This window comes from Maribacter sp. ACAM166 (assembly GCF_005771495.1).
Classification (GTDB): Bacteria; Bacteroidota; Bacteroidia; order Flavobacteriales; family Flavobacteriaceae; genus Maribacter.
In genome coordinates this window covers 1-15,366 of record NZ_VAUW01000061.1, presented here as the reverse complement: position 1 = coordinate 15,366, position 15,366 = coordinate 1, and the positions used below count along the sequence as shown (strand labels likewise).

The window sequence follows — 15,366 nt, the reverse complement described above, 5'->3', positions numbered from 1 at the left end:
CTTTGGTAATTTCTTGGTGAATATTATCTCAGGCCTTATTGCATATAGCTTCTTGCCCAAGAAACCTAGCATCAAATATCAAACCGTTAAAACAAATCAACTAGTTATGTTTTAATCGAACTCAGGTTAGTAAGGTTCCAACAAGAGCCACTCAATTCTAAACGATTATGACTGCACAAATCGTACTCTGCTTTTAAGCGTAAGAAAAAACTATGTGTGCTTGTCATACAAGCTAAAAAGTACTCTTTTAGATATTTTGTGGGCATTTACGCATACCTGTTCTAATTAAGTTTGGTTTTATCCTCCACTACATAGATTAATTTTCTGATTAATAGCTTTCTAAATAAAGTTTTAGCAGATTACTGACTATCTCAATTTATAAATATGTATGTTTGTTAACCGTTTGGTTAAACTATATGGTTAATATGAAAAAAGTAAAAGACGAAAATACAGAGCATCAAATTCTCGACGCAGCAAAAAAGGTATTTCAAGCTAAAGGAATGGATGGTGCCCGTATGCAAGAGATTGCAAATCACGCAGGTATTAATAAAGCCATGCTTCATTATTACTATAGAAACAAACAACTGCTTTTTGAGGCTGTGTTTAAAAATGCATTCTCCTTATTAGCACCTCAATTAAATGCAATTTTAAATGATGATTCTTCGATAGAGAAAAAGGTTAAGAAATTCACATCCAATTATATAGAGTTTGTAATAAAGCACCCTTACTTACCCAATTTTATCATTCAAGAATTAAATAGAAATCCGGATTTTATTCTAAACCTAAAAGATACTAAAGGCTTTCCTAAACTTGAAAAATTTAAAGAACAAGTTAAATATGAAGTAAAAAAAGGCATTATAAAACCGATAAGTGCTGAACAATTATTCATCAATATTATGGCATTAAATATTTTTCCATTTGTAGCTAAACCATTAATCATGGCTTTTACAAATACAGATGATAAAACCTTTAAACAGCTTATGGAACAACGAAAAACTGAAGTTGCAGACTTTATTATTAATTCAATATGTTCTTAAAAAGGGAAAGAGATAGACTAAATAAAACAGAAGTCAGGAAAGACTATTTTTTAAACTGACATTGGTCATTTCTACTCATACTGATTAAAATTACCTTTAGATTTATTGCTGTGATAATTATTAAAATAGACTATCAGGAAATTATGTTTATAAAGTGATTTATATTAAACATTTAGAGCTAAAAAATAATAAAAGAGGTCAATAACTTTAGTGACAATTCAATAAAACATCAATAATAATGAAATTATTTATTATCATTTTAATAGCATTATTTACAGTTCCTGTTTTTGGACAACAAGCCCTTACACTTCAAGATTGTTATGAGTTAGCAAACGTAAATTATCCATTGGCAAAACAATCGGCACTTTTTGAGGCACAAAATAAATTAGATTCTGAAGAAATTTTAACTTCAAAACTTCCTCAGATTAGTTTAGATGCACAAGCAACTTATCAATCTGATGTTATTGAAATCCCTATTCCAAATGCTGATATTGAAGGCTTAAACAAAGACCAATATCGTGCAACACTTTCGGTCAATCAATTAATTTATGATGGTGGATTAACAGATGCTGCATTAAAAGTGAAATCGGCTCAACTCAAAACCAAACAAAAGCAAGTGGAAGTCAATTTATACCAATTAAAACAACAAATTAACCAACTCTATTTTTCTGTTTTATTAACGCAGGAATCTGAGTTGTTATTAAACGCTAAACAAATACAATTAGAAGCCAAACTTAAAGAAGTACAATCTGGTATTAAATATGGAGTCATTTTACCATCATCTAATAAAGTTTTAGAAGCCGAATTATTAAAAATAAGCCAACAATCTCAAGGACTAGAAAGCAATAAAACTGCACTTATTGAAACCCTATCAAGAATAATAAGTAAACCATTAGATGTTTCTACTCAATTTGAAAAGCCACTTGTAGAAACGCAACTAAATTCTGAATTAACAAGGCCTGAACTAGAGTTATTTCAATTCAAAAAAGAAGAAATAGAAAATTCTGAAAGGGTAATAGCCAAGCAAAATTTCCCAAAATTACTGGGTTTTGCAACAGGTGGCTATGGTAATCCAGGTTTAAATATGCTTGATAATTCGTTTCAAGCATTTTATACTGCTGGTATTAAATTGAATTGGAATGTTTTTGATTGGAATTCCAACAAAAAACGACGACAATCTTTAGCAATCAATAAAGATATTATCGAAACAGAATCTGAAACCTTCAAACTAAATACCAACATAGCACTAAATCAGCAACAAAAGGAAATTGATAAAGTTGAAGGTTTTATTGTTTCCGATATAGAGATTATTAATCTTAGAAAAGAAGTACTTAAATCGGCAGATTCGCAACTTAAAAATGGCGTGATTACGTCCTCCGCATATATTGCAGAACTCACCAATTTATACGAGGATGAAAACATGTTGGTACGGCATAAAATTCAATTGCAATTGGCAAAAGCAAATTACAATGTTATTAAAGGACAATAAAAATATACAGATGAAATACCTTACTTATACAGTAGCACTAAGCATTATTATCACAAGCATTTTTTCGTGTAGCGATTCTAATGGAAAAGCAGATGGTTATGGCAATTTTGAAGCTACAGAAATAACTATTTCTGCTGAAAACAATGGTAAATTAATGTCTTTTACCATAGAAGAAGGCCAAAAACTAGAAAAAGGAGCATTTGTGGGGTATATAGATACTATTCCATTGACTTTAAAACGAGAGCAATTAGAGGTTTCTAAAAGTGTAATTACTTCAAAATCAAAAGGCGTTTTGTCTCAGATTAATGTGCTAAATGCCAAATTGAAAAATGGAAATATAAACAAAGATCGAATTGAGAATTTAATAAAAGATAATGCAGCGACACAAAAACAATTAGATGATGTTGATGGTGAAATAGATGTTGTTAAAAGCCAAATTCGTAGCGTCGAACTGCAGAATGCACCTGTTGTAAATGAGCTTAAATCTATTGATGTGCAGCTCAGACAAATCGATGATCAAATCAAAAAAAGTAAAATAATTAATCCTATAGCGGGAACGGTTTTAACCAAATATGCTGAACCCAATGAGATTACGGCTTTTGCCAAACCGCTTTATAAAATAGCCAATTTAAACAGCATGCAATTACGTGTCTATATTAGCGAAACGCAACTAGCCAATTTAACAATTGGTCAAGAAGTTTCTGTGAAAATTGACTATGGTGATGCTATGAAACCCTATAAAGGCACCATAGGTTGGATTGCTTCCGAGGCCGAGTTTACCCCAAAAATAATCCAGACTAAAGAAGAGCGTGTAGCTTTAGTTTATGCGCTGAAGATAAATGTCATTAATGATGGAAGTCTAAAAATAGGGATGCCTGCAGAAATGTGGATTGAGAATTAAATTGGTACTAACGATATACTTATGAGACATTTAATATTCATTATCCTACTGATTGTAACCGTAGTTGCAAGTTGTAAAAACACTGAAAAGCAAGAGGAAATCATAAACGCTAATGAAGCTATACAGGAACATGTTGATGGTGTTTTAAGTACCCAGTGGATGAATAATATGCAGTTGAATAAAGGTGCAAAATGGGGAGCTAACATAGAAACGAGTGAAGGTGTTAAAAAAATGCAAGCACTATTAAAATCTCAAAGAACAAAATCTATTGAAGACTATCATCAATTAGCAAACAAACTTAATGATTCAAAAAACAATGTGGTAAAAGAGTGCACTATGAAAGGTGCCTCACATGATAATTTACACGTTTGGCTTTTGCCATTAATAAAGAAAATTGAGTTGCTTTCTGAAACTAAACTAGTTGAAGATGCTTCAAAAATTAAACAAAGTATTGAAGAAAATATTAATACATATTCTGATTATTTCGAATAAATGAGTATCACGGTTTCCAACATATCAAAATCCTATAAAAATGTAAAGGCCTTACAGAACATCTCATTTGAGGTAAAACCAGGCGAACTCTTTGGACTTATTGGTCCGGATGGAGCTGGTAAAACTACGTTGTTTCGGGTTTTAACAACCCTTTTAGTCGCTAACGAAGGAAGTGCCACAGTTGCTGGTTTTGATGTCGTAGAAGAATATAAAAATATTAGAAATAGCGTTGGCTATATGCCAGGAAAATTCTCTTTATATCAAGATTTAACGGTGGAAGAGAATTTAAACTTCTTTGCGACCATTTTCGGAACTACCATTGAAGAAAACTACGATTTAATAAAAGACATTTACGTTCAAATTGAACCTTTTAAAGACCGTCGTGCTGGTAAATTGTCTGGCGGAATGAAACAAAAACTCGCTTTGTGCTGTGCACTCATTCACAAACCAAAAGTGTTATTTTTAGATGAGCCAACCACAGGAGTAGATCCAGTTTCTAGAAAAGAATTTTGGGAAATGCTAAAACGGCTACAACAGAAGGATATTACCATTTTGGTATCTACACCTTATATGGATGAAGCAGCATTATGTGATAGAATTGCCCTAATTCAAGATGGAAAAATTCTAGAGATAGATACCCCTAAAGCTATTGTGAAGCATTATCCAAAACAGATCTATAATGTACGTGCAACTAATATGTACCAGCTAATTTATAGTTTAAAAAAGTATGAACACAACCATAGCGTGTATCCTTTTGGTGAGGTTGTACATTATACTGACAGTAGAACAGATTTTAATCCGAAGGATTTAAAACTGTATTTAGAATCGAATGATTTAAACAATGTAGAAATTGAAAAAACGGTAGCGACTATTGAAGATACTTTTATGGAATTGGCAAAATAGATATTTGTTCGAGCGCAGGCCTAAACTATTAAGACATCTCGACTGCGTTCGATGAGACCCTACAGAAATAATGAATAACAACAAAGTCATACAAGTAGAAGGATTAACCAAAATGTTTGGAGATTTCACAGCTGTAAATGCCATTACTTTTGAGGTGGAGAAGGGTGAAATATTTGGTTTTTTAGGAGCAAATGGAGCTGGGAAAACTACAGCTATGAAAATGCTAATTGGTATTTCTAAACCAACGTCAGGTGAAGCTAATGTAGCAGGATTTGATGTATTTACGCATGCAGAAGACATCAAAAAAAACATTGGGTATATGAGTCAAAAATTTGCCTTGTATGATGACTTAACCGTTAAAGAAAACATTACGTTTTTTGGTGGTATTTATGGTTTGTCGAGAAAAATAATAAAAGAAAAATCAGATGTATTAATTGCCGAATTAGGACTTGAAAAAGTAGCCAACCAATTAGTGGGCTCATTGCCTTTAGGTTGGAAACAAAAACTATCATTTTCTGTGTCTTTGCTTCACGATCCTAAAATTGTGTTTTTAGATGAACCAACAGGAGGGGTAGATCCAATTACCAGGCGTCAATTTTGGGAAATGATTTACAAAGCTTCAAACCAAGGCACAACCGTTTTTGTAACGACGCATTATATGGATGAGGCCGAATATTGTGATCGCGTATCTATTATGGTTAATGGTAAAATAGAAGCTTTAGATACTCCTAAGAAATTAAAAAAACAATTTAATGCTGCTACTATGAACGATGTGTTTTTAAAACTAGCAAGAGGATGAGAGAGAGTTTTAAATCACAGTATTCTAATTAAAGTAAAATGAAACGATTTATAGGCTTCATAAAAAAAGAATTCTACCACATCTTTAGAGATAAACGATCATTGTTTATTCTCTTCGGAATGCCAATTGCCCAAATTTTACTTTTTGGTTTTGCTATTACCAATGAAATCAATAATGTAGACATAGCAATTCTTGACCATTCTAAAGATGCAACCACAAATGAAATTACTAACAAAATAGCGGCTTCAAAATATTTCAGCATTAAAAAAATTGTGACTAGTGAAGCAGATATTACTTCGGTGTTTAAAAAAGGACACGTTAAAGCAGTTTTGAATTTCGAAAAAGATTTCAGTAAAAATTTAATTAAAGAACACAAAGCAACCATTCAAATTATTACAGATGCTACCGATCCAAATACCGCAAATACGATTAGTAATTATGTAAATGCAATTCTTCAGCAGTATCAAAAAGAACAGAACAAAGAAATTAAAATAGCCTATCAAATAGTTCCAGAAACACGCATGGTTTACAACCCAGAATTAAAAAGCGTCTATATGTTTGTTCCTGGTGTTATGACTATTATTTTAATGTTAGTTTCAGCAATGATGACATCTATTTCCATTACTAGAGAAAAGGAATTAGGAACTATGGAAATCCTATTAGTGTCGCCATTAAAACCGTTTCAGGTGATTATAGGGAAAGTGTTTCCATATATTTTTCTATCCATTATTAATGCTATAGTTATTGTTTTGTTAAGCATTTTCATCTTTAAAATGCCAGTTCAAGGCAGCTTGTTTTTATTAGGTTTAGAAAGTGTTCTATTTATCATTTCAGCTTTGGCATTAGGTATTTTAATTTCAACTATTTCAGAAACACAACAAACAGCAATGATGATTTCTTTGATGGGCTTAATGCTTCCTGTAATATTATTATCTGGATTTATTTTTCCTATTTCAAGTATGCCAGTTCCACTTCAACTTATCAGTAATATCATTCCTGCCAAATGGTTTATCATCATCATAAAAGGCATTATGCTCAAAGGTGTAGGAATACAATTTATTTGGAAAGAAACCTTGATTTTAGTGGGAATGACAGTGTTCTGTATCGCATTGAGTGTGAAGAAATATAAAATTAGATTAGAGTAAAACAGTATGCAGTTTTCAGTCCTCAGTAAGCAGTCAAATAAAAAAGAAAAGAAAAATATTCGTGTATTTGTGGCAACAAAAACAAAAGTAAAAAATAGATACTAGAAAATAGAATAAACAGAAAAGGCAGCTCATCACTAAAAGCGTCTTTATTCTCTGTTCTATTCTCTTTATTCTTTTAAAAATATGAAAACAATCTTATACATCATACAGAAAGAGTTCAAGCAAATCTTTAGAAATAAAGGCATGCTTCCTATCATTTTTGTTTTACCAATATTGCAACTCGTTATTTTATCTAATGCAGCCACTTTTGAAGTTAAGAACATCAAATTTGGATACATTGACAACGATCACACATCAACATCTAGAGCATTAGTAGAAAAATTTAATGCCTCCACTTATTTTGATGTATTAACAGATTTTCCTTCGGAAGCATTTGCAAGTTCAGAAATGCTAAAAGGAAAAGTAGATGTTGTTTTAGAAATTCCACACTATTTTGAACGTGATTTACAAAAAGAAAAATACAACAATTTAGGTGTTACCATTAATGCAATTGATGGAGCTGCAGCTGGTGTTGAAAATGTATATGTAAACCAAATTGTACAAAACTTTAATCAACATTTAAAAGTGGACTTATTACAGGTTTCAGATAAACAAATACAGCCAATTTATATAGAAACTATTCCTCTATTCTGGTATAACGAAACCTTAAATTACAAAACCTTTATGGTTCCAGGAATACTGGTTTTACTGGTTACAATGATTACGTTGTTTCTTTCAGGAATGAATATTGTTCGCGAAAAAGAAATCGGCACGCTGGAGCAAATCAACGTGACACCTATTAAAAAAAGCCAGTTTATTATTGGAAAATTATTTCCGTTTTGGGTTGTAGGAATGGCATTACTAACCATTGGATTGATACTCGCAAAACTTATTTTTGATGTTCCAATGCTTGGAAGTTTAGTACTACTTTATGCATATACTTCTATTTATATACTCGTAATACTTGGAATGGGTTTATTCATTTCAAATTTTACCGATACGCAACAACAAGCCATGTTTATTGCATGGTTTTTTGTGGTTATTTTTATTTTAATGAGTGGTTTATTTACACCAATTGAAAGTATGCCAAAATGGGCTCAAATAGTTACAGAATTTAACCCAATAAAATACTTCGTAGAAGTGATTAGAATGGTAATGCTGAAAGGTTCTGGATTTATGGATATTCTTCCACTTGGTTTAAAAACACTTGCTTATGCAATTGTAATGAATGGATTGGCTGTATGGAGTTATAAAAAGACAAATTGAAAATAGTATCAGCAGCATTAATGTAATAGTATTATTTGAATTTGTTAACATTAACTTTTTTACTTGAAACCTTAGTTAAATTTAATAAGACATTATGGGAAAATTAGTCATTTTAAGTTTGCTAGTGTTTGGTACATTAACAAACAATATTAATACAGATTCTTATGCATTAACTATAAAAACAGAAAATTTAAAAAACTCGGAAGGTACCATGGTATTTGCTTTATACAATAAAGATGGTTCTATACCAGATCAAAAGTTTAAAAAATATTTCAGAAAAGAAATTGCAACTATTGCCAATGAAAAATCAGAAATCACATTTAATAATTTACCAAAAGGCATATATGCAGTTATAATTTTACATGATGAAAATAAAAATGGAAAAATAGACACTAAATTTATGTTGCCACTACCAGATGAAGGCGTAGGGTTTTCGAATTATGATGATTTTAGATTAAGCAACCGCCCAAATTTTAAAAATGCCAATTTTAATGTAGATAAAGACACAACCATTGTAGTGAAGGTAATTTATAAATAATGATGAATACTCATATTAATTAATTCTAAGACATGGGAAAAGAGAAACAGACACCTGATGAACTCAAGTTGAAAAAGGAAAAAGCGGATAAATATGATATCCGCGGTATTCAAACATTGTTCAGAACACTTTCCCGAAATCATTACAACTTGTTAAAAATGGTTGACAATAAGGCAAGAATTGTACTTACCGTTAATTCTATAATTACTTCGCTCTTATTAGGAGTTTTATACATCGCACCAAAAACACAGGGATTCAAAATTGAACTGGGTACAAGAATATTACTTATTTGTAGCATGCTATCAATGGTTTTTGCCTTGTTGAGTATGCTTCCACATCGCTATTTTGGTAAAGCCTATAAAAAAAGTGCTTACAAAGGAGTTCTATATGCAGAAAATTTCTCTTCATTATCCTTAGAAGAATTTAAATCTGAATTCAAACGTATTATGGAAAAAGGACAAACAATCTATGATGAAATGATTCACGATATTTATTTTTTGGGTCAGACTATAGCTATTAAACAAAAAATATTGCTTTTATCAGTTACCATTTTTTTAGTTGGTTTACTATCAGCGATAGTGTATTCATTGGTAAACGGACTTATAGCGTTTGGGTAATGTCTAAAGATCGGTTGAATTGGATTAGTTCAAATTTAACTAGAACCATATTTACATTTTAAATGAATGGTTTGTTCTTTTGAGTAAAAAAAACGTAAAATATCTTATATGAAAACTAATAAAAAAATAAAGTTAACTAAAGATGAATCTTTGTTTGTTCGAGGTCCTCTGTCGCGTTTTAAGGAATTATCCTTTGCATTAAAAGTGTTTTTTTATTTTATAAAGGCCTTTCGGAAAATGCATTTTATTGGTCCATGTGTTACTGTATTTGGTTCTGCACGATTCACAAAAGATTCTGACCATTATAAAAATGCAGAAAAAATAGGTGCTGCTTTAGCAAAAACAGGATTTACCGTAATGACAGGTGGTGGACCAGGTATTATGGAAGCTGCGAATAAAGGGGCTTTTGAAGCTGGAGGAAATTCGGTTGGGTGCAATATTATTCTGCCTTTTGAGCAAAAACCGAATCCGTATTTACATAAATGGATTAACATTCCATATTTCTTTTTGCGCAAAGTTATTCTTGTAAAATACTCGTACGCTTTTGTAGTAATGCCTGGAGGAATTGGCACTTTAGATGAGTTGTTTGAAGCATTAACATTAATCCAAACCAAAGTAATTCAAAATTTTCCTGTGGTTGTTTTCGATTCGAAATACCACAAAGAATTGTGTCAGCATATTCAAATAATGGCAGAAAATGAAAGTATCAGTTCAGAAGATATGAAACTACTATTTGTAACCGACTCGGTGGAAGATTTAATCACACATATTGAAACACATTCCATTAAAAAATATGGGTTAGTTGAAAAACAAGTCAAACCAAAATGGTGGCTTGGTGAACCAATTAATAAATCAATATAATATGAAAAACAATAAGATAATTACCATTATAAGTGCTATTGTTTTAGCATTGTTTGCATTGCTCACGTTATATTTAAGTAGCTCTGTAATTTTTGATTGGTTTGGCATTAGAGCCAAAGAAGGCAACTATGTCTTGTTTATAGTTTGGGCAAATTTTATTTCCAGCATTCTATATTTAATTGCAGTTTATGGCTTTATAAAAAGAACAAAGTGGACTTTTTGGGTATTAATTGCAGCCTTAGTTATCTTAATCGTTGCCTTTATTGCATTGCAATTTTACGTTAATAATGGTGGGATTTATGAGGAAAAAACAATAAAAGCGATGATTTTTAGAATGTTACTCACATTAGCCTTTTCACTCATAGCTTTACTTAAATTTAATAAATTATTATGGGGAAAACAGTCATTTTAAGTTTGCTATTGTTTGGCGTAATTATATCTAATACTAAGACAGATTCTTATTCATTAACTATAAAAGCTAATGGTTTAGAAAACTCTGAAGGCACTGTGGTATTTGCTATATATAATAAAGACGGTTCTATACCAGACCAAAAATTTAAAAAGTATTATAGAAAAGAAAGCGCAAGTATTGTTAATAATAAATCAGAAATAACTTTTAATAATTTGCCTCAAGGTTTATACGCTGTAACTATTCTTCATGATGAAAATAACAATGGAAAAATAGATACAAAATTCATGTTACCATTGCCAGATGAAGGTGTTGGATTTTCAAATTATGATGATTTTGGGTTAAGCAACCGACCAAATTTTAACAAAGCTAATTTTAACCTAAATAAAGACACAACAGTAGTAGTAAAAGTAAATTATAAATAAAACCAAAGCATAGATAAAAACGAAAGTTATTCATCATACTAAAAACAAACATTATGGAAAATACAAAGTATTCTAAAGTCTATCGAATTATTCATTGGGCAATTGCTGTTTCATTTTTGCTATTGCTCATTACGATTTTTTTACGATTAACGTGGATGAATAAGTATAACGTCGCAGCTATTATTCAAGATTATTTGAGTAGTACTGGGCAGAATTTATCTGAAGACCAACTCATTGTTTTAGCAAAAAAGATAAGACAACCAATGTGGAATTGGCATATTTACATTGGTTATGTATTGGTTGGATTATTTAGTATTCGTTTCATACTTCCTGCATTTGGACCTATGAAGATTCAAAATCCATTTGATAAAAACCTATCCACAAAAATGAAATTTCAGAAATGGACCTATATCATTTTTTATGTCTGTGTCATAGTTTCACTTATTACAGGACTAATTATAGAATTAGGACCAAAAGAATTGAAAAAATCGATGGAAGAAATCCACGTGCTTGGTATTTACTACCTGATAGCATTTATAGCAATCCATTTAGCAGGTGTATTAATAGCAGAATTTACAGACCAAAAAGGAATTATTTCAAGAATAGTAAGTGGCTCTAAAGACAAAGATTTAAAAGTACCAACGCACAACAAAGATAATAATAACGAAAACTAACCAAATGAAAACGAAAGTTTACATCTTGTTTTTGTGTGCTGCGCATTTTGTTTTTTCGCAAGAAGAAGTTGATACATTGCCACAGCTTGATTTGTACAACATAGCGTTAATCAATCAAAGCGATAGTTATATCACATTCCCAACAGATATTGGAAACATAGAACCTTTATTATTTGAAGCCAATGTTAGTCCGTCATTTATTATTAGAGAGCGAAAAGATTCCAAATTAATGGCAGTGTTAACAGCTCAAATAATAATCAGGATGTATAATGAAGAATCGTATCCTGTTCGTACACCCAGTTATATACCACAGGTTACATTTTATTATCTAACCAATAAAAAAGAAGCCCTTGATAACTTGGTTTTCTTTGGAAAAATAGCGCATCATTCTAATGGACAAGATGGTAATTTTTACAATGAGGACACTACAATTAACTTACAATCAGGAAATTTTGCTACTAATTTTGTCGAATTTGGTTTTCTTAAAACGGCATATAGCAATAGACTTAAAGCAGTTAAAACCATAAAAAGTTCGATTGAAATTCATCCGAAAAGTTGGTTGCTTCAAGAATTACAAGGAAAGTATAGTGGTTTAAGGTGGCATAACTCATTTACATCATATAAGTTTCCTTTTAAAATGTCTAACACCAATAGAGCTAATTTTTCTTTAAAAGCAGAAACAACAATAATGCTTGATAATTATAATGATTTAGATGTTTTTGACTTCGATAGATTCAATGCCAGTCTTACCTTATATTACCACCCAAAGTTTTTAGAAGATATTGGGTTGTTCGTTCAATTTTATCATGGCATGGATTATTACAATATTTATTTTGAACACCAAATGTCTGTTATTCGATTTGGTATTATGACCGAAATATTACGTTTTTAAAAGCAACAGTTTATGACAGAAAATCAACTATTCGTCAAGAAAAGTAATGAAGAAACCGAACCTTTTTCAGTTCAAAAATTAGAACAATCGCTTCGGTCTTGTGGTACATCAAAAAACGAAATAGAACTAATTATAAACACAATTCAACCTGATATTTATAATGGTATTTCTTCAAACGAAATTTATAGAAAAGCTTATGCCTTATTAAAAAATCATAATCGTCTCTCTGCTTCTCGCTATAGTTTAAAACGAGCTATTTTTGATTTAGGTCCAACAGGCTTTCCTTTTGAAAGATTGGTTGGCGCACTATTAAAAGAAAAAGGATATAAAACCAAGGTAAGTGTAATTTTAAATGGCGAATGTGTCACTCATGAAATTGATGTGTTGGCAGAAAAAGATGGAAATGCATATGCTATTGAATGTAAGTTTCATTCTGATGCTAAAGCGGCAAGCAATGTCAAAGTGCCATTATACATTAATTCTAGATTTTTAGATATTCAAGAACAATGGAATACAAATTCTAACAATAAAACACACTTAAAACAAGGTTGGTTAGTAACTAATACACGATTTACCTCAGATGCCATAAACTATGCTAAATGCGTTGGACTAACATTATTAAGTTGGGATTACCCCAAGAATAATGGTTTAAAAGCAACTATTGATACCTTGGCTTTATATCCTGTGACTACGTTAACAACATTGACCAAAAAGGAAAAACATAAACTTATAAATAATGATGTTGTTTTAGTTAAAGAATTGATTGATGCTACTAAAACAATGAAAAATATTGGAATCTCACAAGTTAGAATACAACGCGCTATAGATGAAGTAAAAAAAATGTGTCAAAATAAGCTAACCCTATAAAATATTTTGTTGAAGCCTTACGTATGATTTTGCTTAAATGTTGTGGTTTTATGGATATAATCCCGCAAAGATTATAAACACTTCTGTATGTTATTATAATGAATGGCTTGGCAGTTTGGGGTTATAAAAAAATCACATAATTAACTTTCATACCATACGCATTATACTCACCTCTTACCTTTGGTTCGAATAAAGAGAATTTATCTATCACTTGATTATTGTTTTGAAAGTAGTTTATGAATCTCAAAATAAGTTCGGCTTCATTACTTTTTTTGAAGAAGATTTTGTATCGAGTTGAAGCAGCAAAAAAAAAGTGAGGTGCTAAATAAAACAGCGTACTAAACCGCTCAAAACATAAAAGGCAAAGATCTACTAGACCTATACCTTTTAAGCCAAATAGAGGTAAAATATACGTTTTTCTGTAAAGTCCGAGACTTTTAATTAGTGCAGCCCTATTGGTTTTAATATGCCGGGTTGATTTTCAATACGATTACTTTTTTTTAGGTTCCTCAGGTTTTGTATTCAAAGTTCCAGATTGCGAAAGATAATTTGCTACTATTTTATCTACTAACTCCTCTTTTGTTAAGTGGTGAAAAATCGTTCTTACCTTGGTTATAAAATCTTCGGATACCTCACGATTAGGTTTGGTTTTAAATATTTTTTTAGCCCATAATAGGCCATTATTTTCTTCAATGCTTTGCACATCCGCTTTTTTAAATTTTTTAAAGACGATTCCTAATTCTTTTTCAAAATCAGCGATTTCTGCAACCTCTTCTTTTTGTAATATGGTTAACGATAGTCCCTTTGCTCCTGCTCTTGCTGTACGTCCGCTTCTATGAACATACGCATCGTAGGTGTCTGGTAAATGATAATTAACGACATACGCTATTTCTTTTACATCAATACCACGAGCAGCTAAATCAGTAGCGACCATAATGTCAATATGGCCTTCCCTAAACTGCCCCATAATACGGTCACGAATGCCTTGTGACAAACTACCATGAATAGCCCCAGATGAAAATTTATTGATGGCTAAGTTCTTTGCCAATTTATTAACTGCCGCTTTGGTTTTGCAGAAAATAATACCTCTTTGGCCTTCTTTAGTAGTTAAAAAATGAAGCAGTACATCTAGTTTTTCTATGGGTTCGACTACTACATATTGATGGTCTATGCCTTGATGACCCAGCGTAGACATATCTGCTTCTATATGTATCACATGTTTTGACATGTAATTTTGAACCAACTGCTTTATCGTTCCAGGCATGGTGGCTGTGAACAATAAAGTTCGTCTCGATTTTGGTATCCCTGAGATAATAGTATCTAAATCTTCTTTTAAAGCGCTCACCATTTCATCAGCTTCATCTAAAATTAAATACTTTAAATTCTTAATGTTAATGGCCTCACGTTTCACCAAATCTACCAAACGCCCTGGTGTTGCTACGACCACATGAGTGGCAGTTTGCAAACGTTCGATCTGAGGTTTTATAGGAATACCACCACATAGCGCAGCTACAGAAATAGCGGGACTATGAGAAGCAAACGACAATAAATTGGCATGAATCTGTTGCGCTAATTCTCTTGTTGGTGCCAATATTACTGCTTGTACAGCTGTGTTTTCAGTGTCAATTAATTGTAATAAGGGAAGTCCGAAAGCAGCAGTTTTACCGGTTCCGGTTTTGGCTAAAGCAACAAGATCTTCTTTTTGATTAAGTACAACAGGAATGCATTTTTTTTGAATATCTGTTGGAACAGAAATTTTTAAATCCGCTAAACTTTGTTGTAATTGTTCATTAATCCCTAAATCTGAAAACTGCTTTGACATGAAATATTTTTTTGCAAAGATAACGACACTTTAACTCTGATATCATCAATTTGCATTATTTCTAAGTTCAAGTCATAAGTGCAACACGAATATTTAAAACAGATGGGGCTAGCCCCATCTGTTTTAGGCTCAATATTTATATTCGTTTTGATGAAACATTACAAACAATTGACCTTAGAGCAAAGGT

General features: G+C 31.5%; 17 protein-coding genes. 16 read left to right on the top strand and 1 reads right to left on the bottom strand.

Annotation, left to right across the window (positions count from 1 at the left end):
* The first annotated feature begins 425 nt into the window (after nucleotides 1–425).
* From ES765_RS20555 to ES765_RS20480, 16 genes are all read left to right on the top strand, one after another.
* Nucleotides 426–1,037 carry a TetR/AcrR family transcriptional regulator gene (locus tag ES765_RS20555; RefSeq protein WP_138116287.1) on the top strand — a complete coding sequence of 204 codons (612 nt, stop codon included), beginning with the start codon at nucleotides 426–428 and terminating at the stop codon, nucleotides 1,035–1,037.
* A gap of 238 nt (nucleotides 1,038–1,275) precedes the next feature.
* Nucleotides 1,276–2,526 carry a TolC family protein gene (locus ES765_RS20550; RefSeq protein ID WP_138116285.1) on the top strand — a complete coding sequence of 417 codons (1,251 nt, stop codon included), beginning with the start codon at nucleotides 1,276–1,278 and terminating at the stop codon, nucleotides 2,524–2,526.
* A 10-nt stretch (nucleotides 2,527–2,536) separates the two neighbouring features.
* The gene (locus ES765_RS20545; RefSeq protein WP_138116283.1) at nucleotides 2,537–3,427 is read left to right on the top strand and encodes an HlyD family secretion protein; all 891 of its coding nucleotides are present in this window, start codon (nucleotides 2,537–2,539) and stop codon (nucleotides 3,425–3,427) included.
* A 21-nt stretch (nucleotides 3,428–3,448) separates the two neighbouring features.
* Nucleotides 3,449–3,919 carry a hypothetical protein gene (locus ES765_RS20540; RefSeq protein ID WP_138116281.1) on the top strand — a complete coding sequence of 157 codons (471 nt, stop codon included), beginning with the start codon at nucleotides 3,449–3,451 and terminating at the stop codon, nucleotides 3,917–3,919.
* Nucleotides 3,920–4,822: an ABC transporter ATP-binding protein gene (locus ES765_RS20535; RefSeq protein WP_138116279.1), complete on the top strand. Its 903-nt coding sequence runs from the start codon at nucleotides 3,920–3,922 to the stop codon at nucleotides 4,820–4,822.
* 70 nt (nucleotides 4,823–4,892) lie between these two features.
* The gene (locus tag ES765_RS20530; protein WP_138116277.1) at nucleotides 4,893–5,621 is read left to right on the top strand and encodes an ABC transporter ATP-binding protein; all 729 of its coding nucleotides are present in this window, start codon (nucleotides 4,893–4,895) and stop codon (nucleotides 5,619–5,621) included.
* Nucleotides 5,622–5,659: 38 nt separating this feature from the next.
* Nucleotides 5,660–6,766 (top strand): ABC transporter permease, encoded by a 1,107-nt coding sequence (locus ES765_RS20525; protein ID WP_138116275.1) that lies wholly within the window; start codon nucleotides 5,660–5,662, stop codon nucleotides 6,764–6,766.
* 186 nt (nucleotides 6,767–6,952) lie between these two features.
* Nucleotides 6,953–8,074, top strand: a complete 1,122-nt coding sequence (locus ES765_RS20520; protein ID WP_138116273.1) for an ABC transporter permease — start codon at nucleotides 6,953–6,955, stop codon at nucleotides 8,072–8,074.
* Nucleotides 8,075–8,168: 94 nt separating this feature from the next.
* Nucleotides 8,169–8,612, top strand: coding sequence for a DUF2141 domain-containing protein (locus ES765_RS20515; RefSeq protein ID WP_138116271.1), 444 nt, complete (start codon nucleotides 8,169–8,171; stop codon nucleotides 8,610–8,612).
* 32 nt (nucleotides 8,613–8,644) lie between these two features.
* The gene (locus ES765_RS20510; RefSeq protein WP_138116269.1) at nucleotides 8,645–9,229 is read left to right on the top strand and encodes a Pycsar system effector family protein; all 585 of its coding nucleotides are present in this window, start codon (nucleotides 8,645–8,647) and stop codon (nucleotides 9,227–9,229) included.
* A gap of 108 nt (nucleotides 9,230–9,337) precedes the next feature.
* Nucleotides 9,338–10,090: a TIGR00730 family Rossman fold protein gene (locus ES765_RS20505; RefSeq protein ID WP_138116267.1), complete on the top strand. Its 753-nt coding sequence runs from the start codon at nucleotides 9,338–9,340 to the stop codon at nucleotides 10,088–10,090.
* Between the two features lies 1 nt (nucleotide 10,091).
* Nucleotides 10,092–10,502: a hypothetical protein gene (locus ES765_RS20500; RefSeq protein ID WP_138116265.1), complete on the top strand. Its 411-nt coding sequence runs from the start codon at nucleotides 10,092–10,094 to the stop codon at nucleotides 10,500–10,502.
* Entirely contained in the window at nucleotides 10,481–10,924 is a 444-nt protein-coding gene (locus ES765_RS20495; RefSeq protein WP_138116263.1) for a DUF2141 domain-containing protein, read from the top strand. The genes ES765_RS20500 and ES765_RS20495 overlap by 22 nt, the downstream gene beginning before the upstream one ends.
* 53 nt (nucleotides 10,925–10,977) lie before the next feature.
* Nucleotides 10,978–11,598, top strand: a complete 621-nt coding sequence (locus ES765_RS20490; protein ID WP_138116261.1) for a cytochrome b/b6 domain-containing protein — start codon at nucleotides 10,978–10,980, stop codon at nucleotides 11,596–11,598.
* Between the two features lie 4 nt (nucleotides 11,599–11,602).
* Nucleotides 11,603–12,490, top strand: coding sequence for a phospholipase A (locus ES765_RS20485; RefSeq protein ID WP_138116259.1), 888 nt, complete (start codon nucleotides 11,603–11,605; stop codon nucleotides 12,488–12,490).
* 12 nt (nucleotides 12,491–12,502) lie between these two features.
* Entirely contained in the window at nucleotides 12,503–13,357 is an 855-nt protein-coding gene (locus ES765_RS20480; RefSeq protein WP_138116257.1) for a restriction endonuclease, read from the top strand.
* Between the two features lie 490 nt (nucleotides 13,358–13,847).
* On the opposite strand, the gene ES765_RS20470 is transcribed toward ES765_RS20480, so the two are convergent.
* Nucleotides 13,848–15,179 carry a DEAD/DEAH box helicase gene (locus ES765_RS20470; protein WP_138116255.1) on the bottom strand — a complete coding sequence of 444 codons (1,332 nt, stop codon included), beginning with the start codon at nucleotides 15,177–15,179 and terminating at the stop codon, nucleotides 13,848–13,850.
* Between the last annotated feature and the right edge of the window lie 187 nt (nucleotides 15,180–15,366).

Excerpts from the sequence above, each read along its gene's own strand:
- ES765_RS20495 (WP_138116263.1), top strand. The coding sequence starts at position 10,481 with ATGGGGAAAACAGTCATTTTAAGTTTGCTATTGTTTGGCGTAATTATA.
- ES765_RS20545 (WP_138116283.1), top strand. The coding sequence starts at position 2,537 with ATGAAATACCTTACTTATACAGTAGCACTAAGCATTATTATCACAAGC.
- ES765_RS20525 (WP_138116275.1), top strand. The coding sequence starts at position 5,660 with ATGAAACGATTTATAGGCTTCATAAAAAAAGAATTCTACCACATCTTT.
- ES765_RS20530 (WP_138116277.1), top strand. The coding sequence starts at position 4,893 with ATGAATAACAACAAAGTCATACAAGTAGAAGGATTAACCAAAATGTTT.
- ES765_RS20510 (WP_138116269.1), top strand. The coding sequence starts at position 8,645 with ATGGGAAAAGAGAAACAGACACCTGATGAACTCAAGTTGAAAAAGGAA.
- ES765_RS20490 (WP_138116261.1), top strand. The coding sequence starts at position 10,978 with ATGGAAAATACAAAGTATTCTAAAGTCTATCGAATTATTCATTGGGCA.
- ES765_RS20540 (WP_138116281.1), top strand. The coding sequence starts at position 3,449 with ATGAGACATTTAATATTCATTATCCTACTGATTGTAACCGTAGTTGCA.
- ES765_RS20500 (WP_138116265.1), top strand. The coding sequence starts at position 10,092 with ATGAAAAACAATAAGATAATTACCATTATAAGTGCTATTGTTTTAGCA.
- ES765_RS20470 (WP_138116255.1), bottom strand. The coding sequence starts at position 15,179 with ATGTCAAAGCAGTTTTCAGATTTAGGGATTAATGAACAATTACAACAA.
- ES765_RS20515 (WP_138116271.1), top strand. The coding sequence starts at position 8,169 with ATGGGAAAATTAGTCATTTTAAGTTTGCTAGTGTTTGGTACATTAACA.
- ES765_RS20555 (WP_138116287.1), top strand. The coding sequence starts at position 426 with ATGAAAAAAGTAAAAGACGAAAATACAGAGCATCAAATTCTCGACGCA.
- ES765_RS20485 (WP_138116259.1), top strand. The coding sequence starts at position 11,603 with ATGAAAACGAAAGTTTACATCTTGTTTTTGTGTGCTGCGCATTTTGTT.
- ES765_RS20505 (WP_138116267.1), top strand. The coding sequence starts at position 9,338 with ATGAAAACTAATAAAAAAATAAAGTTAACTAAAGATGAATCTTTGTTT.
- ES765_RS20535 (WP_138116279.1), top strand. The coding sequence starts at position 3,920 with ATGAGTATCACGGTTTCCAACATATCAAAATCCTATAAAAATGTAAAG.
- ES765_RS20550 (WP_138116285.1), top strand. The coding sequence starts at position 1,276 with ATGAAATTATTTATTATCATTTTAATAGCATTATTTACAGTTCCTGTT.
- ES765_RS20520 (WP_138116273.1), top strand. The coding sequence starts at position 6,953 with ATGAAAACAATCTTATACATCATACAGAAAGAGTTCAAGCAAATCTTT.
- ES765_RS20480 (WP_138116257.1), top strand. The coding sequence starts at position 12,503 with ATGACAGAAAATCAACTATTCGTCAAGAAAAGTAATGAAGAAACCGAA.